Source organism: Methylobacterium platani (genome assembly GCF_001653715.1).
GTDB classification, from domain to species: domain Bacteria; phylum Pseudomonadota; class Alphaproteobacteria; order Rhizobiales; family Beijerinckiaceae; genus Methylobacterium; species Methylobacterium platani.
In genome coordinates, this window is the sequence record NZ_LWHQ01000006.1 from 42,909 (window position 1) to 66,795 (window position 23,887).

Annotated in this window: 24 protein-coding genes; 8 read left to right on the plus strand and 16 right to left on the minus strand. The window is 69.7% G+C overall.

Going from position 1 to position 23,887, the window contains the following annotated elements; all coding sequences use genetic code 11:
• Nucleotides 1-100: 100 nt before the first annotated feature.
• The 9 genes from A5481_RS32090 to flgB all read right to left on the minus strand — a co-directional run bounded on the left by A5481_RS32090 (nt 101) and on the right by flgB (nt 7,035).
• Nucleotides 101-520, minus strand: a complete 420-nt coding sequence (locus A5481_RS32090) for a PIN domain-containing protein (RefSeq protein WP_082173223.1) — start codon at nt 518-520, stop codon at nt 101-103.
• Between the two features lie 47 nt (nt 521-567).
• A complete protein-coding gene (locus A5481_RS01720; protein ID WP_048435112.1) occupies nt 568-810 on the minus strand; it encodes a hypothetical protein in 243 nt (80 codons plus the stop codon).
• Between the two features lie 73 nt (nt 811-883).
• Nucleotides 884-3,484, minus strand: coding sequence for a cell cycle histidine kinase CckA (cckA, locus tag A5481_RS01725; RefSeq protein WP_048435111.1), 2,601 nt, complete (start codon nt 3,482-3,484; stop codon nt 884-886).
• A 142-nt stretch (nt 3,485-3,626) separates the two neighbouring features.
• Entirely contained in the window at nt 3,627-4,691 is a 1,065-nt protein-coding gene (flhB, locus tag A5481_RS01730; RefSeq protein WP_048435110.1) for a flagellar biosynthesis protein FlhB, read from the minus strand.
• Between the two features lie 4 nt (nt 4,692-4,695).
• The gene (gene fliR, locus A5481_RS01735; protein ID WP_048435109.1) at nt 4,696-5,469 is read right to left on the minus strand and encodes a flagellar biosynthetic protein FliR; all 774 of its coding nucleotides are present in this window, start codon (nt 5,467-5,469) and stop codon (nt 4,696-4,698) included.
• A 59-nt stretch (nt 5,470-5,528) separates the two neighbouring features.
• A complete protein-coding gene (fliQ, locus tag A5481_RS01740; protein ID WP_048435108.1) occupies nt 5,529-5,795 on the minus strand; it encodes a flagellar biosynthesis protein FliQ in 267 nt (88 codons plus the stop codon).
• Nucleotides 5,796-5,827: 32 nt separating this feature from the next.
• Nucleotides 5,828-6,133, minus strand: coding sequence for a flagellar hook-basal body complex protein FliE (fliE, locus tag A5481_RS01745; protein ID WP_048435107.1), 306 nt, complete (start codon nt 6,131-6,133; stop codon nt 5,828-5,830).
• A 2-nt stretch (nt 6,134-6,135) separates the two neighbouring features.
• Complete coding sequence (flgC, locus tag A5481_RS01750; protein ID WP_048435106.1) at nt 6,136-6,546, minus strand: flagellar basal body rod protein FlgC; 411 nt, start codon at nt 6,544-6,546, stop codon at nt 6,136-6,138.
• Between the two features lie 84 nt (nt 6,547-6,630).
• Nucleotides 6,631-7,035, minus strand: coding sequence for a flagellar basal body rod protein FlgB (gene flgB, locus A5481_RS01755; RefSeq protein ID WP_048435105.1), 405 nt, complete (start codon nt 7,033-7,035; stop codon nt 6,631-6,633).
• Between the two features lie 254 nt (nt 7,036-7,289).
• On the opposite strand from flgB, the gene A5481_RS01760 reads away from it, so the two are divergent.
• Both A5481_RS01760 and fliP read left to right on the plus strand, forming a co-directional pair.
• Entirely contained in the window at nt 7,290-8,411 is a 1,122-nt protein-coding gene (locus tag A5481_RS01760; protein WP_245298613.1) for a hypothetical protein, read from the plus strand.
• A 210-nt stretch (nt 8,412-8,621) separates the two neighbouring features.
• Nucleotides 8,622-9,389 (plus strand): flagellar type III secretion system pore protein FliP, encoded by a 768-nt coding sequence (gene fliP, locus A5481_RS01765; protein ID WP_048435456.1) that lies wholly within the window; start codon nt 8,622-8,624, stop codon nt 9,387-9,389.
• Here fliP and A5481_RS01770 read toward each other — a convergent pair.
• The 4 genes from A5481_RS01770 to A5481_RS01785 form a co-directional block, all read right to left on the minus strand.
• On the minus strand, nt 9,377-9,652 hold the full coding sequence (locus A5481_RS01770; protein WP_048435465.1) for a hypothetical protein: 276 nt from the start codon (nt 9,650-9,652) through the stop codon (nt 9,377-9,379). The two genes, fliP and A5481_RS01770, sit on opposite strands and share 13 nt — an antisense overlap.
• A gap of 64 nt (nt 9,653-9,716) precedes the next feature.
• Nucleotides 9,717-10,094, minus strand: a complete 378-nt coding sequence (locus tag A5481_RS01775) for a hypothetical protein (protein WP_053082472.1) — start codon at nt 10,092-10,094, stop codon at nt 9,717-9,719.
• A gap of 91 nt (nt 10,095-10,185) precedes the next feature.
• Nucleotides 10,186-10,503 carry a hypothetical protein gene (locus A5481_RS01780; RefSeq protein ID WP_048435455.1) on the minus strand — a complete coding sequence of 106 codons (318 nt, stop codon included), beginning with the start codon at nt 10,501-10,503 and terminating at the stop codon, nt 10,186-10,188.
• A gap of 53 nt (nt 10,504-10,556) precedes the next feature.
• On the minus strand, nt 10,557-11,462 hold the full coding sequence (locus A5481_RS01785; protein ID WP_048435454.1) for a DMT family transporter: 906 nt from the start codon (nt 11,460-11,462) through the stop codon (nt 10,557-10,559).
• Nucleotides 11,463-11,725: 263 nt separating this feature from the next.
• On the opposite strand from A5481_RS01785, the gene A5481_RS01790 reads away from it, so the two are divergent.
• A complete protein-coding gene (locus tag A5481_RS01790) occupies nt 11,726-12,607 on the plus strand; it encodes a YihY/virulence factor BrkB family protein (RefSeq protein WP_048435463.1) in 882 nt (293 codons plus the stop codon).
• Nucleotides 12,608-12,633: 26 nt separating this feature from the next.
• On the opposite strand, the gene A5481_RS01795 is transcribed toward A5481_RS01790, so the two are convergent.
• Nucleotides 12,634-13,890 carry an SfnB family sulfur acquisition oxidoreductase gene (locus A5481_RS01795; RefSeq protein WP_048435453.1) on the minus strand — a complete coding sequence of 419 codons (1,257 nt, stop codon included), beginning with the start codon at nt 13,888-13,890 and terminating at the stop codon, nt 12,634-12,636.
• A gap of 564 nt (nt 13,891-14,454) precedes the next feature.
• Nucleotides 14,455-15,351 carry an agmatinase gene (gene speB, locus A5481_RS01800; protein ID WP_082173272.1) on the minus strand — a complete coding sequence of 299 codons (897 nt, stop codon included), beginning with the start codon at nt 15,349-15,351 and terminating at the stop codon, nt 14,455-14,457.
• Between the two features lie 1,124 nt (nt 15,352-16,475).
• Here speB and A5481_RS01805 point away from each other — a divergent pair.
• Together A5481_RS01805 and A5481_RS01810 are read left to right on the plus strand one after the other, a co-directional pair.
• On the plus strand, nt 16,476-17,507 hold the full coding sequence (locus A5481_RS01805; protein WP_048435451.1) for a Rossmann-fold NAD(P)-binding domain-containing protein: 1,032 nt from the start codon (nt 16,476-16,478) through the stop codon (nt 17,505-17,507).
• Nucleotides 17,508-17,653: 146 nt separating this feature from the next.
• A complete protein-coding gene (locus A5481_RS01810) occupies nt 17,654-18,583 on the plus strand; it encodes a methionyl-tRNA formyltransferase (RefSeq protein ID WP_053082471.1) in 930 nt (309 codons plus the stop codon).
• Between the two features lie 172 nt (nt 18,584-18,755).
• Here the strand turns inward: A5481_RS01810 and A5481_RS01815 are convergent, their stop codons facing one another.
• On the minus strand, nt 18,756-20,531 hold the full coding sequence (locus A5481_RS01815) for a glucan ABC transporter ATP-binding protein/ permease (RefSeq protein WP_048435450.1): 1,776 nt from the start codon (nt 20,529-20,531) through the stop codon (nt 18,756-18,758).
• A 281-nt stretch (nt 20,532-20,812) separates the two neighbouring features.
• Here A5481_RS01815 and A5481_RS01820 point away from each other — a divergent pair, with 281 nt between their 5' ends.
• The 3 genes from A5481_RS01820 (at nt 20,813) to A5481_RS33215 (ending at nt 23,829) form a co-directional block, all read left to right on the plus strand.
• Nucleotides 20,813-21,586: a motility protein A gene (locus A5481_RS01820; protein WP_048435449.1), complete on the plus strand. Its 774-nt coding sequence runs from the start codon at nt 20,813-20,815 to the stop codon at nt 21,584-21,586.
• Between the two features lie 40 nt (nt 21,587-21,626).
• A complete protein-coding gene (locus tag A5481_RS01825; protein ID WP_048435448.1) occupies nt 21,627-22,460 on the plus strand; it encodes an OmpA/MotB family protein in 834 nt (277 codons plus the stop codon).
• A 643-nt stretch (nt 22,461-23,103) separates the two neighbouring features.
• Nucleotides 23,104-23,829: a DUF4760 domain-containing protein gene (locus A5481_RS33215; RefSeq protein WP_156311960.1), complete on the plus strand. Its 726-nt coding sequence runs from the start codon at nt 23,104-23,106 to the stop codon at nt 23,827-23,829.
• Nucleotides 23,830-23,887: the final 58 nt, after the last annotated feature.

Here is a 23,887-nt window from a genome sequence, read left to right on the forward strand (position 1 = left end):
AGGGGCGGCAAGTCTCAATCGCGCGGCTGGTTTTTATGTACCTGTTTTGTTCTCATTCGGCAAGGGCGGACGGCGCATTCGGCGGGGGATCGTAAGCGGGTCAGGCGCGGTCGAGGGCGCGAAGCAGGTTGGCGTTCGACCAGGACGGCCAGCCGGTGCCGGCGAAATCGCGGTCATGGCTCCAGATGTCGGCGTCGAGGAGCCAGGCGCAGGCAAGCACGTGCGCGTCGCTCGTCGAGCCGTTGCGGGAGGCGACGGCGTCGGAGAGGACGCGGGCCGCGCTCTCGATTCGGTCGGAGTAGTACGAGGCGTCGATGACATCGATCCCGGCGAGAATCACCTCCGCGCGCACAGGTGCTCCCGCCGGGAGATCCGGCACGCCAAGCAGGACTCGCTGGACCTCCTCCGCAACGCGAGCAGATGTCGCCACGATCCGTCGATCGGCAAGTGCGTCGAAGATCGACACGGAGCGGCGCCCCAATGCGGCACTCAAGACGATGTTGGTATCGACGACCAGCATTCCGGAAGGCAGTCGCCGAGGAATGATCGCGGCAGCCGGCCTCTCCGTCACTCGGCGCCGCGCTCGGCCAGCAGCCGATCGATGGCGGCGTTCTCTTCCGGAGTATACTTTTCCGCATCCGCCCGGATATCGGCTATCACTTTGCGGATATACTCCGGGGATGCCTGGTGGATCGGCAACAGAATGCCGACGGTCGCCGTGCCGTTCTTGATCGGCATCGCGTGCGGCAGCGACTGGATCGCGCCGGCCGACATCTTCTGGAGTTCGCGCATGCTGATCGCGCTCTTCATGGCCGCCTCCTGGTTACTCACATATATGTAAGTCCGGCGGGCGGCGGCCACAAGGATGCGATCCGGACCGCCCTCACCCCGCCATCGTGGTCTTCACCGTCTCGACGAGCTGCTTGAGGCTGAAGGGCTTGGGCAGGAAGTTGAATTCCTCGCCGTCGGGCAGGTTCTTGCGGAAGGCGTCCTCGGCGTAGCCCGAGACGAAGATCACCTTGAGGCCCGGATGGGCCTTGCGCAGCTCGCGCAGGAGGGTCGGGCCGTCCATCTCGGGCATCACCACGTCGGAGACGACGAGGTCGACCGGCACGTCGCGCTCCTGCATGATCTGCAGGGCCTCGAGGCCCGAGGCCGCCTCGAGCACGGTGTAGCCGCGGGCGGTGAGCGCCCGGCCGTTGACGGCGCGGACGGGGTCCTCGTCCTCGACGAGGAGGATCGTGCCGTGGCCGGTGAGGTCGCGGGCCGGCGGCTTCGCGTCCTTCGCCGCGGGGGCGGCCGCCGCGGCCGGGGCGGCGCCGGGCACCGGCGGGGCGATCTCGAGCGGCGCCTCGGGCGCGTCCGCCTCCGGCACCGGCACGTGGCGCGGCAGGTAGATGGCGAAGACCGTGCCCTGGCCGATGGTCGAGCGCACGTCGATGTAGCCGCCGGACTGCTTGACGATGCCGAACACCGTCGAGAGGCCGAGGCCCGTGCCCTTGTTGACCTCCTTGGTGGTGAAGAACGGCTCGAAGATCTTCTCCATCACCTCCGGGGTCATGCCGGTGCCGGTGTCGCTGACCTCGATCAGCACGTGGTCGGCGGCGGGCAGGCCGTTGAGGCGAAGCGCCCCCACGGCGTCGGCGGCCATGTTGGCAGTGCGGATCAGCAGACGCCCGCCCTCCGGCATCGCGTCGCGGGCGTTGACCGCGAGGTTCACGATCACCTGCTCGAACTGGTTGACGTCGGCCTTGACCGGCCAGAGGTCGCGGCCGTGCTTGAGGTCGAGCTCGACCCGCTCGCCGAGCAGGCGCTTGAGCAGCAGGGTGAGGTCGGAGAGCGCCTCGCCGAGATGGATCACCTCCGGCCGCAGGGTCTGGCGGCGCGAGAAGGCCAGCAGCTGCCGTACCAGGCTCGCGGCCCGGTTGGCGTTCTGCTTGATCTGCATGATGTCCTGGAAGGCCGGATCGGTCGGCCGGTGGCTCGCCAGCAGCAGGTCCGAGTAGCCGATGATCGCCTGCAGCACGTTGTTGAAGTCGTGCGCGATGCCGCCGGCGAGCTGGCCGACCATCTCCATCTTCTGGGCCTGGTTGACCTGCTGCTGCAGCTGGTGCTGGGCCGTGGTGTCGAGGGCGTACAGGATCACTGCGCCCGAGGCGCCGCCGGCGGTGCCGGCGGGGCTGAGCCAGATCCGGGCCGAGCGGTTGACCGGCGCCGAGACCCCGATCTCGACCGGCGGCACGTCGCCGCGCCCTTCCGCCGCGGCGCGGGCGGCGGCATCGACGACGGAGCGGTCGCGCTCGACGACGAAGTCGCGCACCGGCGGACCCGCCTCGCTGCCGTCGCCGGTGCGCGGAAGCGTGCCGAACAGGCGCGCGAAGGAGGCGTTGGCCCGCACCAGCCGCCCGTCGGCGTCGAGGGTCGCCACCGCGACCGGGCTGGTGTTGAAGAAGCGGTCGAAGCGCAGCTCGGCCGCCTGCTGGGGATCGTCGCTCTCCTCGCCGGCGGAGCGGTTGAGCACCAGCGTGCGCGAATCGCCCGGCCGGCCGTCCTGGCCGTAGGCGACGCGGTGATAGAGCCGGGCCGAGAGCGGGTGGCCGTTGCGCCGGCGAAGATCGAGGTCGAACCGGTCGGTGCGGACCTCGCCGGGCTCGCCCTTGCCGCCGATCAGCACCGGCCCGAGATCGTCGGGCAGGATCTCGGACAGGCGCAAGCCGCCCGAGCCGACCTGGGCCAGGTCGTGGCCGAGCCAGGCCGCGAGCGTCGCGTTCATGTAGACGACCGAGCCCTTGGGATCGACCGCCATGAAGCCCGCGGGCGCGTGGTCGAGGTAGTCGATCGCGTGCTGCAGCTCCTGGAAGACGTTCTCCTGGCGCTCGCGCTCGTGGGTGATGTCGGCGACGCTCCACAGGGCGACCGGGCGGCGCGGCAGCGGCAGCGGCCGCACGCCGATGCGGAACCAGGCGAAATCGCGCTCCGCCGCGCCGCCGGGCGGGGGCGCCATGCGGATCTCCTCCGACAGGGCGCGGCCCTCGCGGGCGGCCTGCGCGAGGCGATAGACCGCCTCCGACACCTCCGGCGAGCCGACGAAGACCCGCTCGACGGGCCGCAGGTTGGTGAAGGTGTCGCTGCCGGCGAGCTTCAGGTAGGCGGCGTTGGCGTAGATCGGCCGGCCGCCCTCCTCCATGGCGATCATGCCGTCGGGCGCGGCATCGACCACCGCCTTGGTGACGTCGTTGCGGGTGCCCTGGCCGGTGAGCTGGATCGCCCCGATGGCGAAGGCGAACAGGCAGAACACGCCCGCCATCGCGAGCAGGGCCAGGAGGCCGAGAATGATCGGCTGCGCCTGCTCGCTGGCGACGAAGCTCAGGCCCACCGCCGCGCCGACGAGGAGGCCGGCGAGCAGAAGAAGCAGGCTGACCCGGCCGGGCCGCTCGGAGCGGTCGAGGGCGGCCTCCGCCGCGGATGGGCTCAACTCCGGCATGTCGCCTCGACACTCCCCGCGGATCCGGACCACGCGCCCGGACCCCTGACCGTTCCCCGGGGCCTCGGAACGGCCCCTGATCCGCGTTCCCTAGCAGGCACGGCGTTTCCGTGGAATGAACCCGGTTCGTTCCGGGCCGTCCTCAGTGGCGCCGCCGCAGGCGCATCACGTAGCCGATGACCTCGGCCACCGCGCGATAATGCTCGGGCGGCACCGCGGCGTCGATCTCGACGGTGGCGTGGAGCGCGCGCGCCAGCGGCGGGTTCTCGACCACCGGCACGCCGTGCTCGCGCGCCACCTCGCGGATGCGCAAAGCGAGCGCGTCGACGCCCTTGGCGACGCAGACCGGCGCGGCCATCCCGGCCTCGTAGCGCAAGGCCACCGCGTAGTGGGTCGGGTTGGTGACGATCACGCTCGCGCCCGGCACCGCCGCCATCATGCGCTTCTTGACCCGCTGCATGCGGATCTGGCGCATCCGGCCCTTCACCTCCGGGTTGCCGTCCTGCTCCTTCATCTCCTCCTTCAGCTCCTGCTTCGACATGCGGAGCTTCGCCCGCCAGCGGAAGCGCTGGTAGAGCGCATCGCCGAGGGTGACGACGACGTAGGCGGCGAGCACCGCGCCCATCAGCCGCAGGCAGAGCGACAGGGTGCCCTGGAGCACGGATTGCGGCTCGAGCCGCGCGAAGACCTCGAGCCGGTCGCGATCGTTCCACAGGACGAAGCCGGCGGCCACGCCGACGAGCAGGATCTTGACCACGCCCTTGCCGAACTGGAACCAGGCCTCCGGGCCGAACAGCCGCCGGAGGCCCGCCATCGGCGAGACCCGGCTCCACTTCGCCCCGAGCGTCTCGGTGGTCCAGACCAGGGGGTGCTGGACGAGGCCGCCGACGAGGCCGGCGGCCAGCACCGCGCCCACCGGCACCGCGAGGGCGAGGAGCGCGGCGACGAGGGCCCGCCGGCCGATCGCCGCGTAGGCGGCGGGATCCGAGGGAACGTCGTGGAGGTGGGCGAGGAAGGCGCGCAGGTCGGTCAGCAGCCCGCGGGCGACGGGTGCTGCGGCGATCATCAGCACCAGCGTGAAGGCGCCCAGCATCAGGAAGGTGTTGACCTCCTGGCTGGTGGCGACGTCGCCGCGCTTGATCGCGTCGTCGAGCCGTCGCTGGGTCGGGTCTTCGGTGCGGTCTTCCTGGTCGGTCTCGCCCGACATGCGCTCACGACCTCCCGAGATCGGCCAGGAAGCGGCCGAGATCGTCGACGAACACCCCCATCATCACCCCGATCGTCGCCAGCATCACCAGCATGCCGATCATGATCGCCGCCGGGGTGGCGACGAAGAACACCTGCATCTGCGGCATCAGCCGCGAGAGCACGCCGAGGCCGAGGTTGAACAGGATGCCGAAGGCGATGAACGGGGCCGAGATCTGCACCGCCAGGGTGAAGCCGCGCGCCACCGCCTTGACCGCGAAGGCGGCGGCGTCCCCGGTCGCCGGCATGCCGAGCGGCGGCATCAGGCTGTACGAGTCGCGGATCCCCTCGATCGCCAGGTGATGCAGGTCGGAGGCGAGCACGAGGGTGAGGCCGAGCAGGCTGAGGAAGCTGCCGAGCGTCGCCTGCTGGTTGCCGACGGACGGGTCGACGGTCATCGCGTAGGACAGGCCGAGCTGCTGGGCGACGATCGTGCCGGCGGTCTGGAGCGCCGCGATCACCGCCCGCACGCTCAGGCCCAGGATCAGCCCGACCGCGATCTCGCCGACGAGCACGCCGATCAGCGCCGTGCCGGCGCCGCCGGGCTCCGGCCCGGTGCCGCCGGGCAGGAGCGGGCGGGCGACCGGGAACAGCACCAGGGAGAGCAGCAGCGCGAAGGCGAGGCGCAGGCGCGGCGTCACCATCGCCTCGCCGATGCCCGGCATCAGCATCACCAGCGTGCCGACCCGCGCGAAGGTGAGGAGGTAGGCCGAGGCGAGGCCGGGCAGGAGGAGGTTCACGTCCGGCCGATTCGGGAGCGGTGGGAGACGAGGGCTTGTCGGACGGACGCCGCCGTCGCTCAACCCCCGGCGGCGATCCGGGCGGCGATGCGCGTCATGTAGCCGGCGAGCGCGTCGCCCATGAAGGGCAGCATCAGCAGCATCGCGGCGAACACCGCGACGATCTTCGGCACGTAGATCAGGGTCTGCTCTTGGATCTGGGTCAGGGCCTGGAACAGCGAGACCACGAGGCCGACGACGAGGGCGACGAGCATCAGCGGCCCGGCGACCTTCAGGAAGGTGACGATGCCGTCGCGGGCGACGTCGAGGATGGCGAGACCGGTCATCGCGAGGAGGAATCCTTCAAGGAAACGATCCCTTAAATCTGCATCCGCATGATGTCCTCGTAGGCCGAGATCACCCGGTCGCGTACCGCCACCAGGGTCTGGAGCGCGGTCTCGCTCTCGGCGACCGCGGTCACCACGTCGACGACGTTGGCCTTGCCGGCGGCGGCCGCCATCGCCTGGCCGTCGGCGCGCTTGCCGGCCTCGGCGACGCCATCGAGGGCCGAGGACAGGAGCTGGGTGAAGCCGCTCTCCCCCGCGCCGGCGACGCCGGAGGCGGGCGTGCGGCCCATGGTCTGGATGGCGGCGTAGGCGCCGGCCGCGAAGGCGTTGGTGGGCATGGTCAGGCCTTGAGGATGTCGATGGTGCGGGACACCATGCGGTTGGTGAGCGTGACCATGTTGAGGTTCGCCTCGTAGGAGCGCTGGGCCTCGCGCATGTCGACGGTCTCGACCAGGACGTTGACGTTGGGCATCCGCACCTCGCCGTTGGCGTCGGCGGCGGGGTTGCCCGGGTCCTGCTTGGAACGGAACGGGCTCTGGTCGCGGCGGATCTTGCCCAGGTCGACGACGCTCGCCTCGAGCTCGCGGTCGACGTGGTTGGAGAAGGTCGCGATCTTGCGCCGGTACGGCTCGGCGCCGGCGCTGGCCGGTGCCGAATCCGCGTTGGCGATGTTCTCCGAGATCACCCGCATCCGGCCCGACTGGACCTTGAGCCCGGAGGCCGCGATGCCGATCGCCTTGCTGAAATCCATGGAAGCCACCTTGCGGGCCGGAACGACGAACGAGCGGGGAGGCGCCCGGAGAAACGCGATTGGGGAAACGCGATGCAGAAGAACTTACTTGCCGACCGCGGTGCGCAGGGTCTGCAGGCTCTTGCGGTAGAGCAGGCTCGCGAGCTGGTAGTCGCCCTGGTTGTCGGCGGCCTTCAGCATCTCGTCCTCGAGGCTCACGGCGTTGCCGCTCGGCATCATCTCGAAGCGCGTGCCGGCGCGCTCCTCCGCCGGGCCGCCCGGGCCGGTGCCGGCGAGGTGCATGCCGGCCGTGCGCTCGACCCCGATGGCCGGCAGGCCGGCGGCGGCGAGCGCGCCGTCCGGCTGGAAGCGCGGCGCCTTGAGGTCGCGGGCCCGGAAGCCCGGGGTGTCGGCATTGGCGACGTTCTCCGCCAGGACCTTCTGGCGCGTCTGCTGCCATTGCATGCGATTGCGCAACATCGCGACGACGGGGAGATCGGTGACCGACACGGGCGGGCCTTCCGGTTTACACCGGCACAATCTGCCTAGCGCATGGTTAAAAGGTGGTTAAGACGAGCGATATCCGTGGGTCCCGCCTCGCCCGCCGCCGCGCCGCTCAAAGCTGTTAACGATATGTTAACGTCCCCTGCGCAGGCCGGTCACGGCCGTGCTAGAAGGCATCAACTCGTCGGCGTGCCCCGCGCCCGCCTCACTTGAGAGACCGTGCTTTGCTCTCCTCGATCCTCGGGACGGACGGTTCGCCCTTGCTCTCCTACCTGATCGTCTTCCTGATCATGGTCGTGCTCCTCAGCCTCTTCGCGCTCGGCGCGAAGCGGTTCGCCCGGGGCCGCCTGACGCTCGGCGGCAACGGCAGCGCCGGCCGCAGCCGGCAGCCGCGGCTCGGCATCGTCGACATCTACGAGCTGGACCGGCAGCGCCAGCTGATCCTGCTGCGGCGCGACAACATCGAGCACCTGCTGCTGGTGGGCGGGCCGAACGACGTCGTGGTCGAGCGCAACATCGTGCGCGCCGGCAGCGGCCGGGTGCAGGCGGAGCTCTCCGACCGGTCGGAGCCGGCCGACGCCCCGGAGCTTCCGCTCACCCTGCCGGCGGGCACCGAGCCGGCGCCGCTGCCGCCGCCCTTCCCCGAGCCCGAGATCCCGGCGCGGCCCGCCGCCCCGGAGCCGGTGCGGGCCGCGCCCGCCTTCGAGCAGGACCAGGACGAGGCCGCCCGGCCGGCCCCGCGCCCGGCCTCGCGCTTCAACGCCTCGCGCCGGGTCGAGCCGCCGAGCCTGCGCGCCGCCCGCCAGGTGCCCCCGCCGCTGGAGACGCCCGCCGCGGAGACGCCGCAGGAGGCCGCCCCGTTCGCGGTTCCGGTGCCGCCGGTGGTGGCGCCGCCCCCGCCGATGCCGGAGCCGGTCCTGCCGCCCGAGCCGGTGCCCGCCCCCGCCGGGACCCGCGGGACCGAGCCGCGCACCGTCGACGCCACGATCCTCAACGATATGGCCCGCCAGCTCGAGGAGGCCCTGCGGCGTCCCTCCTCGGCGGTGGCGCCGGCCCGCCCGGCCGCCCCGGCGGCGAGCGCGCCGCCGGCCCCCGAGCCGGCGCCGGTCCCGGCGCCCCCTCCCCCGCCGCCGCCTGAACCCGAGCCCGAGCCGGAGCCCGCGCCGCCCCCGCCGCCCGAGCCGCCGCCGGAGCCCGAATCGGTCCAGGCCCCTGCGCCGGAACCCGAGCCGGAGCCGGTCCCCGCGCCGCCCCCGCCTCCCCCGCCGCCGGAAGAGCCGGCCCCGGCCCCGAAGCCGCCCTCGGTCCAGAACCCGTTCTCGGTCGAGGAGATCGAGGCCGAGTTCGCCCGGCTCCTCGGCCGGCCGCTCGACAAGCGCTAAGCGGACTTGCGTTGGCAGGCCAGCGCTTCGCCCGCTTAGGTTCTTGTTTTGGCGCAGATTTTTGGCGCCGAACCGGCAACCACCTCGGCGAAATCTGCTTAGACGTCCCGCGACAGCTGTTGCACCGGAACCGCGCCCGCCCGCCCTCGACCGGGTGCGGCGGGCGCGGCGCTTGCGGGCCGCCGCCGCTCAGCCCAAGGGTTGGCCGCCATGGCGCACCCGAATCGCTCGTCCCTCCTCCCCCGCCTCCGCCGTCACCTCTGCCGCGCGACCGTGGCCCTGCTGGTCTTCTCCGGCGGCACGGCGATGGCGCAGAGCCTGACGGTCGATCTCGGCCCGAGCGGCGGCGTCACCGAGCGGGCGCTGCAGCTCGTCGCGCTCATCACCGTGCTGGCGCTGGCGCCCTCGGTGCTGGTGATGGCGACCTCGTTCACCCGCATCGTCGTGGTGCTGTCGATCCTGCGCTCGGCGCTCGGCACCCAGACGGCGCCGCCCAACGCCGTGATCGTCAGCCTGTCCCTGTTCCTTACAGCCTTCGTGATGGCGCCGACGGCGCGGGAGGCCTACCGCACCGGCATCGAGCCGCTGCTCGCCGGGCAGATCCAGCAGGGCCAGGCCTTCGAGCGGGCGAGCCAGCCGTTCAAGGCGTTCATGCTGCGCAGCGTGCGCGAGAAGGACCTGAAGCTTTTCCTCGACCTCGCCCGGGCCGGCACGCCGGCGACGCCCGAGGCCGTCGGCCTCGAGGTGCTGACGCCCGCCTTCATGATCTCGGAGCTCAGGCGCGCCTTCGAGATCGGCTTCCTCCTGTTCATCCCGTTCCTGATCATCGACCTCGTGGTCGCGTCGATCCTGATGTCGGTCGGCATGATGATGCTGCCGCCCGCCACCGTGGCGCTGCCGTTCAAGCTGATCTTCTTCGTGCTGGTCGACGGCTGGACCCTGGTGGCGGGGTCGCTGGTGCAGAGCTACGGCGGCTGAGGCGCGCGGGGCCGGACCAGGTGCAGCGACCGGCCGGCGAGGTGGGCCGGCACGCCGCGGCGCATCAGCCGGTCGCGGCGGGTACGGCGCGCGAGGCCGGACGCCCAGGCCTCGGTCGCCGCGAGGACGGGCTGCGTCCAGGCCTCGAACCAGGCGACCTGCAGCGCGACGCCGAGCCCGATGATCTCGCCCGCCAGGGCCTGCGAGGCCGCCGCGAGCCGCGGCAGCCGCTCGTCGAGCGGGATGCGGGGCGGGGGGCTCACGGCCGCGGCCCGCAAGGCGGCCGATCCGGAAGTCCCCGGCCCGCCCCGGCGTGACGGCGCGGCGTCACCGCAGGGCGGCGTCCGGCAGAGGGGCCTCGGGGGCGATCCGGGCGGCGTCGATCACGTGCGCCTCCGGGACGGCCCCCGTGAGGTCCGATGCCGCGATCGCGGCGGGCGTGACCGGGACGGACGGGATCTCGACGGGCGTGCTGTCGGGCGCCAGGATTCCGGCCGGATTGTACGGCCGGTTGTAGCACCGGCAGATGGCGCGCCAGATCGCCGCGCGCTCCTCCGGGGCGAACCGGCTCAGGCAGGCATCGAGGGCGTCCTGGCCGGCGCGGGCGAGACCCTCGCGCGTGCCGGCATCGAGGCGGTCGGCCCCCGCGGACGGCGTCAGGTCGATCGGGCGCAGGTCCGGATCGGGCATGGTCGGCTCGGGCACGGCTCGGCTCCCTGACGGTTTTCCACGACAGGTCTAACGCCGAACGTCTCGCTTCGATCCGGGCCGCCGTCGGGGCTCGGGCGGGCCCCCGTCAGGGCTCCGGGAAGTACGGCGGCGGAATGTTGTAGATCGGCAGGTTGGTGTTGCGCGGCAGCCACGCATGGAAGACCGTACCGTCGGGCTCGCCGTAGGAGACCGGCCGGACCGGGCCGCCGCGGTGCGGCACCCGGGCGGACCGGTAGCGACGGTGCAGGGGTGCATAGGACGGCCGCGACGCGGGCCGGTAGCCGGCGGGAGCCCGATCGAAAGCGGCGGGCGCCGCGCGGTCCGGCTCCGGAAAGCCGTCGGCCGCCGCCGGGGCGGCGAGCGCCAGGATCATCAGGCCGGCGGTCAGGGCGGGGCGCAACATGCGGGCTTCCTCGAAGGCCCCGCGAGCGTAGCGCGGCGAATCCCACCAGGGGCTTAACCGCGGCTGGCGATCGCCACCCCGGCCACCGCCACCACCATGCCGAGGAGCTGCACCGGCGCCAGGGTCTCGCCGAACAGCCCGAACGCCATCGCGGCCGAGACCGGCGGCACGAGGTAGAACAGGGCCGCGACGCCCGCCACCGCGCCGCGGCGGATCAGCCCGAGCAGGATCAGGATGCCGCCGACCGACAGGCCGAGCACCGCCCAGGCGAGGCCCAGCAGCAGCGGACCGGTGAGGTCGAACTCGCCGTGCTCGGTCAGGAGCGCCAGCGGCACGGTGAAGAGGCCCGCGCCGACGAATTGCGCCGCGGCGTTGGTGCGCAGGTCCACGGCGACGGCCTTGCGCTTCTGCCACAGGGTGCCGAGCGTGATCCCGATCGTGCCGCAGAAGCAGACCGCCAGGGCGACGGGCGGGATGCCGCCGGACGCGCCGATCCGCGGCCCCAGCACCAGCCCGGCGCCGACGAGGCCGACCGCGATGCCGAGCCAGCGCCGGCCCGAGACCCGCTCGCCGAGCAGCGGCCCGGCCACCGCCGCGGTGAGCAGCGGCTGCAGGCTCGCCACCAGGGCGGCGATGCCGGCCGGCAGCCCGCGATGCACCGCCCAGAACACCGCGTCGAGATAGACGCCGTGGATCAGGATCCCGGCCACCATCGCGTCGCGCCAGCCGGCCAAGCCGCGCGGCCAGGTCGCGCCGGAGGCGAGCGCCAGGCCCGACAGCACCATCGCGCTCAGCACGAAGCGCACGCTGAGGAAGGTCAGCGGCTCGGCATGCGGCGCGATCAGCCGCGCCACGATGAAGCCCGTGGCCCAGATCAGCACGAACAGGCCGGGCGCCAGGCGGGTGGGCCAGGGGACGCCCGACGAGGCGGCGCCGGAGAGAGGCGGTAAGCGGCTCATGATGCCTGCGCAACGAGCACGAGCGCGGCCGTTCCGCAACCGGGAACCGCGGCAGGTCCCCCCCGCCGGTCGCGCAAGGATCGGGAACCGCCCGATCGTGCCCGGAAGGACGCGGGCGCCGCAATTCTGCCGGCCCGGCTTTCCAGGACGGGCTCGCGCGCTCTACCTGAGGCGTCAGGTCCGCCGGCGCGAGACGCCTGCCGGAAGGATAGGCCTGCCGGAAGGCCCGAGACGTCGACCAGCCCGAGAGCCCGCGCGCCGTGATCCGTCCCCGCACCGCCCTGGAGATCGCCGCCATCGCGGCCCAGCGCTTCGTCGCGCATGACGGCTGGGCGATCGCGAGCCACATCGCGCTCTCGCTCCTGACCTCGCTGTTCCCGTTCCTGATCCTGCTCACCGCCCTCGCCGGCGTGTTCGGCACCAAGTCGCTCGCCGACGAGGCCGGCAACCTGCTGTTCGAGATCTGGCCGAGCGAGGTGGCGGGCCCGATCGCCGGGGAGGTCCACCGGGTGCTGACCGAGCAGCGCGGGGGGCTGCTCACCCTCGGCGCGGTGCTGGCGCTCTACTTCTCGTCGAGCGGGGTCGAGAGCCTGCGGGTCGGGCTCAACCGGGCCTACGGCCTGCGCGAGATGCGGCCGTGGTGGCTCACGCGCCTCGAATCGATCGGCTACGTGATCTGTGCCGCCTTCGCGATGCTGGCCTTCACCTTCCTGGTTGTGCTGGGGCCGCTGGTCTGGCGCGGGCTGCTCCTGGTGGCGCCGGGGCTGGAGCCGCTCGGCCTCACCGTCGCGGTCGGCCGGATCAGCGTGACGGTGCTGCTCGTCGCGAGCGTGCTGGTGATCGCCCACAAGTTCATCGCCGCCGGGCGGCGGCCGGTCGCCTTGGTGCTGCCCGGCATCGCCGTGACGCTCTGCCTGTGGGTGCTCGCCGGCCTCGGCTTCGGGATGTACCTCGACCGGTTCTCCAGCGCCTACGTGTCGACCTACGGCGGCCTGGCCACCGCGATGGTGTTCCTGGTCTTCGTCTACTGGCTCGCCGCGATGTTCCTGTTCGGCGGCGAGATCAACGGCACGGTGATCGCCGCCCGCCGCCGCCGGCTCCAGGCCCGGGCCCAGAGCCGGCGCGAGACGATCAAGATGCTGTAGCGCCAGGCTTTCCGGAGCGCACGGCGTCAGCTCCAGGCGTGGAACGGCGGGTTGACCCCGTTGAGGGCGTGGTTGCCGACGATCGCAACCTTCCAGCGCACCGGATCGTGCAAGGTGTGGGTGCGGGCGTTGCGCCAGTGCCGGTCGAGGTTGTGCTCGGCCAGCGTCGCGCGGGTGCCGGAGAGCTCGAACAGGGTGGTGGCGGCGGCGAGCGCGACCTCGGTGGTCAGGACCTTCGATTCGGCCACCGCGAGCTGGGCCGCCGCGACGCTGTCGGGCGTCGGGTCCGCGAGCGCCGCGTCGATGGCGAGGCCGGCCCGGTCGAGCAGGGCTTCGGCGGCGTGCTGGCGGATCGTCAGGTCGCCGACCGCGCGGATCGTGTAGGGGTCGTCGGAGGCCCGGTCCCGGCCGCTGTCGATCCAGGGCCGCGCCTTCTCGCGCACGAAGGCGATGGTGTCGTCGAGGGCGGCGCGCCCGATGCCCGCGTCGATCGCCGCCTGGATGATCTGGAAGATCGCTCCGTCGACCCGCGGCGCCGCGTAGCCGCGCCAGGCCGGCACCAGGCGGCTCTTCGGGACGCGCACGTCGTCGATGATCACGGTGCCGCTCGCGGTGCCGCGCTGGCCGAAGCTCGACCAGTCGTCGATGACGGTCAGCCCCGGCGCGTCGCGATCCGCGATGGCGTACCAGGGGCGGCCCTGGTCATCGACCGCGACGATCGGCACGAGATGGGCGAGCAGCGCCCCCGTTGCGTAGAACTTTTGGCCCCGGACGACGACGTGGTCGCCGTGATCGGTGAAGCGGGTCGCGAACTCGGCGGCCCGCGCCGTGCCCTTCTCCGAGAAGGCGTTGCCGAAGCGGGTGCCGGCGAGCACCTGGGCGAAGAGTTCCGCCTGCTGGTCGGGCTCCGACACGGTGCGGATCGCCGCGACGATGCCGAGATGGTTCTGGGCGATCTGGGCGATCGAGGGATCGGCCGCCGCGACGATCGCGATCACCTGTGCCAGCGTCCGGTACGACACCTCCGGCCCGCCGTGAGCGCGCGGCACGTTGATCGACCACAGCCCGCTCTGCGAGAAGGCGTCGAGCTCGGCCAGCGGACGGGCGCCGGTCCGGTCGCGCTCCGAGGCGCCCTCCCGGAACCGTGCCGCGAGGGCATGGGCGACCCGGATCGCCTCCGCGTCGTCGCGGATGACGTGGGCGGGATCGGCCGGGCGCGCGGGGCCGGGCGTACCTTGCGGCGCGGGGTCGGCGATGTGGCTCGGATTGACGGCGATGTTCATCGAGGGCTCCGCAATCGGTGGACAGGATTGCCGGTGGGCAGGCGCGTCCCCCTCCCCGGCACGCATGGGAAAGGGACAGGCTCTCGCACGGGCGGGATCGCCGGCTCGTCGGGGCGATCAAGACAAGGACGATGATCGCCGGTCGATTGCTTCGACTTGATCCCGCCGCAGAATAGTTACCGATGGCTGCCGCTTCGTCAAACGAAGCGTTCCGCTTAATTGCTGTGATTTATGGAAACTCGTTCTCGCCGACCGGCGATTGAGCGAAAGCATTTTTTTCAGCCGGCATCCGTCGGCTGCGACGCGCCGGACGCCTCGGCATCGACGTGTCGATGCCGAGGGGCGAGGGTATCGGTTCATCGCAGGTGGACCGGCCTCGAAGGAGGGCTCCGGACCCCGTCGCGATCGCCGAAGGCCTCCTTCGAGGTCGGCCGATCGTCGATCGGCCGATGCCTCATGATGAGGAAGGATAGGATGCTCCCGATCATCCGAGTCTGACCGACGCGAAAATCGTTCAGACAGGCTCCGAGAGCGCTTCCTTTGGCCATCGATTGACAGTCGACATCAACGGGGCGGGGGATCGATATCCGATGGATCCCGCGCCGCCATGGCGCAGAGGATTTCGAACAGCATGGTCGCCCCTGTCAGTGCTGTGAGGCCCGACGGGTCGAGCGGTGGTGAAACCTCCACGAGGTCGGCGCCGGCGATATTGACGCCGCCGAGCAGACGGATGAGCGCCTGCGCCTCGCGCGTCGTGAAGCCTCCGATCTCAGGGGTCCCAGTTCCTGGCGCCATCGAGGGGTCGATGCCGTCGATGTCGAAGGAAACGTAGGTCGGGCGGTCGCCGACGATGGCGCCGGCTTCCGCCATGACGTCAGCTGGCCCCCTTGAGATGAACTCCTCCATGAAGACGATGCGGATGCCGGCAGCCCGCGCCCAGTCGTAGTTCGCGGCATCCGAAATCGCCCCGCGAATGCCGATCTGGATCATCCGCTTCGGATCGAGAAGCCCTTCCTCGACCGCCCGCCGGAACGGGGTACCGTGGTTGTAGCGATTGCCGAAAAATGAGTCGTAGGTATCGGAATGGGCGTCGAAATGGATGAGCCCGAGCGGCGCCGTGGATCGCAATCCGCGCAGGATCGGAAGCGTGATGAGGTGGTCGCCGCCTACTGTCAGCGGACGAGCGCCTGCCGCGTGGATCTGGCGGAAGTAGTTCTCGATCAGCGCGAGGCTTTCTGCCGCGTCGAGGGGATTGACGGGTGCGTCGCCACAATCCCCGACGCGCAGGATGTCGAAGGGCGACAGCCCGGTCAGGTGGTGGACCCGGCGCACGAGGCTGGACTGGTTGCGGACCTCGCGCGGACCGTGTCGCGCGCCGGTCCGGTTCGTTGTTCCTCCGTCGAATGGCACGCCGACCAGGGCGATGTCGACCTCGCCGGGGTCGGCGACAGGCAACCGCATGAAGGTTGCAGGACCGGCAAAGCGCGGCACGATGCCCGAGTCCAGCGGATGGAACCGATGTGATGGTGCTTCGGTCAAGCTTCGATCTCCATACCCGCAACGTCCGCCGACGTCGGCTGGCCTCGGTGGGCCGTACGAGAAGCATGCTGCACGGCCGTGCCGCTGTGTCCATCCAACCCGGCACGGGCCGTGCTACATGCGCTGTCGGACGTGTTGACCGTAAGCACCAAGAATGGATGCTGGATAGGATACAAACTATCCGCCATTCCTGCAGCGCAAGCGGTGCGCCATTTCCGGATCTTCGATCAGGAATGCCGGAAAGGCCGTTCGTCACCGGGTGACGGACCTTGCGCGCGTGGGCGGAACACGTCCCCGGTCCCGACCCGCTCGCATCGGGGCGGCATATGGAACCGTCGGGAGCGGATCGGCCACCCTGATGTCGCCTGCACGATCAGGGTGGCCTCGAAGCGACAGGCCCGTCCGATACCGCAAGGTCTCTCTCCTCGCGCCGGCGCTGATGCGCCGGACGCCTGGGCGTCGCAGCGTCGATGCCGAGGCGCGAGGGTATCACGATCATCGCGCAGCCCGCTGCGCCCACCACCCGCCAGACCCGATGCGTATCCGCTCGGTGACCGCAAAGCTGGGCTGCTCCACCGAGCCTCGTTGCCTGCCCTACGGCTTTCGGCGAGGGTCGGTACCGCTGATTGCAATGCTTCTGCTGAGCCACGCGGTGACTAGTATGCGGTCTTGAATGGAGCCGATCCCACGAGACCGCTCCAAGTGAAGATTGCCCGCGATGCAGCGTCCACTGACTATTCTTGGCACCAGGAACATCGCCCTCGACATCCCGAATCGCGCGGAAAGCCTCTCACCGGCATGGCGAGTCGTTGGATTTTCAGGTGACACGAAGCCCATCGGCCGCCGGACAGCTGGCCTGCCCGTGCTCGGGGCCATCACGGAAGCGGCAGACGTCCCTGGTCACGCCTTCGTTGCCGCGTCTCGCCTCGTCACGGCGCCCGTTCGGGCAATGTCGTCGCGTTCTCACGCCGGTTCAGCCGTGAAACCCGGCTTGGCGAGGCAATGACGCGAAAGTTCTCCTCTGCTGAGACGAGGCAAGGTGCCAAATGAATCAGATTGCGCGAATTCAGTCCCGAGCGCTGCCGCCTGGCTTCTCGGCGGCTCGGCTCGCCGCCCTCATGCGGCGCGCCGTCTCGGCCACGGAACTGAACCTGTCCGGCATGACGGTCCTGACGGAGGCTGCGAGTGGCGCCTACGGCGTGACGCCCGTCATCGCTGCACTGGCCGGCGCGGAGCAGGTCTACGCCTTCTGCCGGGCGAGCCGCTACGGTTCGGTCGACGAGGTGACGGAATGGACGCTCCAGCTGGCACGCGCTGTCGACGTTGCCGAACGCATCACCATCATCGAAGAGATCCCCTCCGGCGTGCTCGGCCGGGTCGACATCGTCACCAATAGCGGTCACCTTCGCCCCTTGACCGCTGCCTTGATCGAAAGCCTGCCCGCCACTGCGGTGATCGCGCTGATGTTCGAAGCGTGGGAGCTCCGCGCCTCGGACATCGACCTCGAGGCCTGCAAGCGCCGAGGCATCCCGGTAGTCGGCGTCAACGAGCAACACGAGACTATCGACGTGTTCTCGTATCTCGGCCCGTTATCCGTGCGGCAGCTGCATGATTGCGGTTTGGCCGTCTACCGCAACAAGATCGCCGTCGCCTGTGACAACGGGTTCGCGGCACCGATCGCGCGCGGCCTCGGTGGCCTGGGGGCCGAGACTACCGTGTTCGCCGATATCACGAACATTCCGGCCGGTGACTGGGATGCGGTCGTGATCGCGCTGCAGCCCGGGCGCGAACCGCGCATCGGCCGCACCGAAGCGATGCACCTCGCGGACGTACTTCCGCCGGAGGCGGTGATCGTCCAGTTCTGGGGCGACATGGACCAAGATGCCACGAGGGAGTGCGGCTTGACCACCTGGCCGGCGCGGCCGCCTGCGGCTGGGCACATGGCAGTTCTCCTCTCGGAGATCGGGCCCGAACCGATTGTCCGTCTGCAGACCGGTGGCCTGCGGGCGGCCGAGTCGGTGAGGCGCGGATGTCCTGCGTCATCGGAGAGTTTTGCCCAGCTGGTACAGCTGTCATGAACAGACATACCTCTCACAGACATACCTCTCTTGGGGCACAGGATCCCGCGCGAGCAGGCGTACTGCTCATCGGTGACGGTCCCACGGCCCTCACGGCCCTCCGCTCGCTCGCGGCGTCGTGCCGGGTTCTCGGTGTCATACGGGCAGTGGCGGATCCGGTTGCCGACCCGGTTCGCATCTACGCGGCCGAGACGAACATTCCTGTCTGGAGCCTGGACGGGCTCCCGGACCTGCCCGGCCTGGTGGCGCGGCTGCGACCCGACGCCGTCGTCATCTCGTCGTTCAATCGCATTCTTCCGGCGAGCGTCCTGGCCCTCAGCCGGTTCATCAACGTCCATTACTCGCCGCTGCCCCGGTATCGGGGCCGTGCCAATGTCAACTGGGCCATCATCAACGGGGATCCGATCGCGGCAATCAGCATCCATTTGGTGCGCCCCGGTCTGGACGACGGCAATATCCTGTTTCAGGAGCAGATCTCGATTACGCCGATCGACACGGTCCAGACGCTTTACGAGCGATTGAGCGGGATCCAGGAACGGGAACTTGGCCCCGCTGTCCTGCGCGCCATTGCGGGGGATCCCGGTACCCCGCAGGATCATCGCGCCGCGACATACGGCTGTGGACGCTCCCCGGACGACGGCGAGATCACCTGGAGCGCGCCGTCCGCTGTCATCGACCGCCTTGTCCGGGCCCTGGCACCCCCCTTTCCGGGAGCCTTCACCCACCTGCAGGGTCGCCGCGTGATCGTGACGCGCGCCGAGATGCGGACCGCTCCTCTGCGCTTCGAGGGCCGGGTGCCCGGTCGGGTCGTGGATCGGTCAAGCCGAGAGGGATGGGCGGACGTCCTGACCGGCGATGGTGTGTTGCGGTTATTCGAGCTCGCTGTCGAGGGAGGCACCACGGCGCCGGCAGCTGCGCTCATCCGATCGACCCGCACCACCCTGGGGCTGTCGCGCCTCGACCTGCTGCGCTGCATCGAAGACTTGGCGAGGCGGGTCTCCACACTCGAAGCGCTCGTTCATCCGACCATGGGACCGGTGCAGCCGGCGTTCGACGACCACATCATGTCGGAGTGATCCCCGCAGCGCCGTCGAACGGGTGCGTTCGAGGGCGCCGGCGAAGCCGCCGATGCGTGGGTCCCGGCCAGCCGTTGCCCGGGCGGCCATCGGTGGAGACGAGCGGGCTTCCGCCTCCTCGGACCACCGGTGCGAGACGGGGCAGGCTCTCGCCCGCCCCTTCAGGTCCGCGTCACGCCGCCATCGCGTAGTCCGGCTCCGGCGCCGCCGCCATGAACTGGGCCCGGGCGAGGTCGGCGAAGCGGCCGCCCTCGGCCACCAGTTCCTCGAAGGTGCCGCTCTCGACGATCCGGCCCTGGTGGAAGACCAGGATGCGGTCGGCGTCGCGGATCGTCGACAGGCGGTGGGCGATCACGAAGGTGGTGCGCCCCTCCATCACCGCTTCCAGCGCGCCCTGGAGCTTGCGCTCGGTGGCGGCGTCGAGCGCGCTCGTCGCCTCGTCGAGGATCAGGACCGGCGGGTTCTTCAGGAGCGCCCGGGCGATCGAGAGCCGCTGGCGCTCGCCGCCCGACAGCGAGCGGCCGCGCTCGCCGATCACCGTGTCGAGCCCGTCGGGCTGGCGCGCCATGAACTCCGAGGCCTGGGCGCGGTCGAGGGCGTCGAGCATCTCGGCGTCGGTGGCGTCGGGCCGGCCGACCTGGAGGTTCTCGCGGATCGAGCGGGCGAACAGCATCGGCTCCTGGAACACCACGCCGATGTTGTGGCGCAGGGACGAGAGGCCGATATCGCGAAGATCCTCGCCGTCGATGCGGATCGTGCCGGCATCGGGGTCGAAGGCGCGGTGGAGTAAGCCCAGCGTCGTCGACTTGCCGGACCCCGTGGTGCCGACGAGGGCCACGGTCTCGCCGGCCCGCGCCGTGAACGACACCCCGTCGAGGGCCGGGCGGCGGCCGTCGTAGGAAAAGCGCACGTCCTCGAAGGCCACGTCGCCGGTGAGACGCGCCACCGCCTTGGCGCCGGGCCGGTCGTGGACCGCCGGGACGGTGTCGAGGATCTCGAAGAATTCCTGCATCTTCGGCGCCTGCAGGAAGACGCCGTTGACGAAGGCGACGACCTGGTCGAGCCGGGCGACCAGCATGGTGGCGAGGCTCATGAACGACACCACGTCGCCGACGGTGGCCATCCCGTGGCCGTGCAGCACGATGCCGGTGACGAAGATCGCCGTCATGGTCAGGGTCGCGGAGGCGCGGGTGGCGACCGAGGCCAGCGCCCACCACGACAGGACCGGGATCTGGGCGGCGAGCAGGTCGCGGATGATGCCGTGCATCGCCTCCTTCTCGGCCTTGGCGCGGGTGAAGGACTGGATCACCGCGACGTTGCCGAGCGCGTCCGAGGCGTGGGCGGCGAGGCCCGAATGATAGGCCTCGACCTTGCCCTGCAGGGATTCGGTGCGGCGCAGGACGAAGGTGGTGAGGGTCGTGAACACCACCATCAGGGCGACCAGGATCGAGCCGAGCTGCCAGTTGAGGAACAGCGTCAGCGGCAGCAGCACGACGAGGGAGACGAGCGCGGCGCAATGGTCGCGGAAGAAGCCGAGCCAGGTCGCCGCCATGCCGCTCGTGCCCTCCAGCATCGCCTTCAGCACCCGGCCGGAATGGTTGGCCGAGTGGAAGGCGAGCGGCAGGTCGAGGACGTGCTCGAAGTAGTTCGCCATCGCCGAGAGCCGGCTGCGATGGGTGAGCCGGTCGGCGTGGAGCGCGATCAGGACGCCGGCGCCGATCGAGAACAGCCCGAACCCGACCCAGGCGGCGACGAGGGCGAGCAGGCCCGACGTGCCGGCGCCGCCGGCCGGCAGGTGGGTGAGCCGGTCGATGATGCGGCCGAACAGCACCGGCTCGGCGAAGGCCGCCACCGCCAGCGCGACGTTGGCGGCGGCCAGAAGTGCGCCGAGGCGCAGGTCGGGCCCGAGCTGGCCCATGACCCGAACGTAGAGCCTGATCAACCGCATCGACGGTGAACCCTGATGAGATGCCCTTGTGACGCGGCCCGGGCCCTTGCCCGCCGCCTGCCCCGCGCGCGGCCTGTTGTGGCGGCCGTTCGATCGCATGGTCGTCTCTATGACAGATCCTCGCTGAACGGGGCATGACGGCGAGGGGTCGAGGCAGCGGCATTTTTACCGTTCGTTGACCGTGTTCGCCGTAGCGTCCGAGCCAGGACACACGCGCCGCCTCGGCGACGTGCCCCGCAGGCGCGGGGCCGCGCGACGGCGCATGAAGGGGCCGCCCACAGATGGATATCGCAACCGGCGCCGGCCTCGTCGGCGGCATCGCGGTCGTGTTCGTGCTCATCATGATCGACGGCGGCAACTTCGCCGCCTATTTCGACAAGCACGCGGTGATCGTGATCTTCGGCGGCGCCACCGCCGCCACCATGCTGCGGTTCCCGTTCTCGGTCATCGTCCACGGCGTGCCGATGGGCCTGCGCTACGCCTTCAACATGCGGGCGATCCGCCCGCGCGAGCTGATCGACGAGATCACCAAGATCGCCGACGTGGTGAAGCGCCAGGGCCCGATGGCGCTCGAGAGCCTCGAGATCTCGGACCCGTTCCTGGCGCAGGGCGTGCGCTACATCGCCGACGGCTACGACCGCGAGTTCATCCGCGACACGATGGAGCGCGACCGCGACAACTTCCTGATGCACCTCGACGAGGGATCGAAGGTGTACCGCGCCTTCGGCGACTGCGCCCCGGCCTGGGGCATGATCGGCACGATTCTCGGCATGGTGACGATGTTCGCCAACATGTCCGACCCCTCGAAGCTCGGCCCCGCCATGGCGACCGCCTTGCTCGCCACCCTGTACGGCGCGCTGATCGCCAACATGATCACCCTGCCGATCGCCGACAAGCTGCACGTCAAGCTCGAGGAGGAGGACGTCTCGCGCTCCCTCATCATCGACGGGGTGCTGCTGATCCGCGATGCCAAGAGCGCCTCGCTGGTGCGCGAGATGCTGATCGCCTACCTGCCCCACAACCATCGCGACGAGATGGCCGCCGAGGCGGCCTGAGGCCGCCGGCGGCCCCACGTCCTTCCGGGAGAACTGAGCGGTGGCCAAGAAGAAGCGCGGCGGGGCCCATGGCGGCCACGGCTGGTTCGTGACCTTCGCGGACCTGATGGCGCTGTTGATGAGCTTCTTCGTGATGATCGCCGCCTACTCGACCCAGGACCAGAAGAAGCTCCAGGCGGTGGCCGGCTCGATGCGCGACGCCTTCGGCACCAACCGGGAATCGCGCTTCAACGGCATCATCGCGAAGGACGGCCTGCCCTCGGCGACCAAGCTGCGCGACGTCCGCGACATCCCGCCCGAGAAGGCCTCGGACCGGGCCGAGCCGCCCTCGGACGACGAGGTCCTGGCCGACGGCGTCCAGCACAACGCCTACAAGGACGGCTTCGGCCTCGCCATGACCTCCCTGCGCCAGGCGCTGCAGGACCTGCCCGAGATCGCCGAACTGTCGAAGAGCATCGTGATCGAGGTGACGGCGCGCGGCCTCGACATCTCGCTCGTCGACCAGGACAACCGCTCGATGTTCCCGGAGGGCTCGACCCGGCCCAACGACCGCACCCGCCAGGTGCTGGAGCGGATCGTCCCGACCCTGCGCCGGCTGCCGAACCGCATCGCGGTCACCGGCTACACCGCCGCCGACCGCCCCGGCCGCCGCCCCGCCGCCCCGCCCTGGGAGCTCTCCGCCGGCCGCGCGATCAGCGTGCGCGAGATCCTGGCCGGCAACGGCCTGCCCGGCGACCGCTTCGCCTCGGTGTCGGGCAAAGCCGACACCGAACCGCTGTTCCCCGACAACCCGTACCTGCCGGCGAACCGGCGGGTGACGGTGACGCTGCTCAACGAGGCGCCGCCGACGCCGCGGGGGGTGGGCTTCCCGTAAGCCGGTCCCGTCGGCCGTCCGCCGCGTCATCGGCCGGGCCCGGGACCCGGTCGGAGCGAGACATGCGGGCTGGAGCGCCGCCCGATCGCGTTGCAATCGAACGCGGTTCCTGGTCTTTGATTTCGCCGCATTTTCTTCGACGACGCCGTGTTCACTTCGTCGACGAAAATGCCTTATCCTCGAATCATCATGCTCGCGGGCTCATTCATTCGAGCCGGCCCTCGCGTGTCAGATCGCTCACGACGCAGAGACCGTTACCTAGACCGGTGACGGCGGCGCTTCATCCCTAGGGATGACACCCGATTCGATGAACGTAAGGTGCGAGAATTTTCCAGCCTTGCGGGCCCTAATATCCTTGTTCATAATCGAAGTGCGACATAGCGCCTTGGGAGCTTCCATGCTTGTCTCGTGTGACCCACATGGACAGGTAGCCGCTGGGATGATGTGGAGCTAGGCATGACGAATGCTAAAAGATGCAAACTTTTAGTCTTCCAATTGCTTAAAATACAAGGCTCGGTGAGCGTTGTGACATCTGCAGCCGCTTCAACATAGGAGGTCGCGTATGCGTCGCGATATTCCCTGGACCTGAGTTCCAGAAAATTTAAAACTGGCCCCTGCCGCAACGTCGGCGGGGGTTTTTGCCATGACAATGACGTTCTCCGAAATCCTGGAATGGCTGCTTGGTGTATCTGATATAAAAGAAATAAAACAAGGCTACGCGGTTATAATTTCATCGACCGTTGTCGTCATCGGATGGTATTTTACAAGGATAGGACAGGCGAAAAGCGACAGAGTCAAAAATACGGCAGGCTTCGTCACGGTTCTCAGGGACAAGGAACTGGCGGATGCGCGCCAGCAGATCGCAGACATCGTCAACAATCGGCAGGAGTTCGTGCAAGGCAAAACCGCACAATCACTTGCCATGTCAAAGATATTAGCCCATCTCGAATATCAGTCCGCATCAGTCAGACTGGGACTGATCTCTGAAAGTTTCATCGATAAGACAGAAAGAACTTTCATACACACCGTATTTCGTAGCTGCTCCAAGCACGTACACAAGATGCGATTGGAAAGAAAATCGAAAACGATCTACGAAAACCTTGAAATGCTTTATATTCGATCGTTTATCGGTCGGATGAACCCGGTCATTCAGCTAATAGAGCTCATCACGGGCCGCCCCCAGTTCTATCTCAGCCTGCTGGATTTCAAGCTAAAATATTTTTTCATCAGAAATATCAATCATCTCGACAGGGACTATCTCCTGGAAGATTGGTTCAGGACAAAGAAATGCGCTTCCAATTTTAAGAGGCTGACCCTGCTGCTGGTCACGCTGACCGTCCTGATCGCGATCTTCTACAAGAGCCGGTGACGGGGCCCCGGTCCGGCGAAACGCCCCCGCCGGAGGACCGATCCCGCTCGGTCCGGGG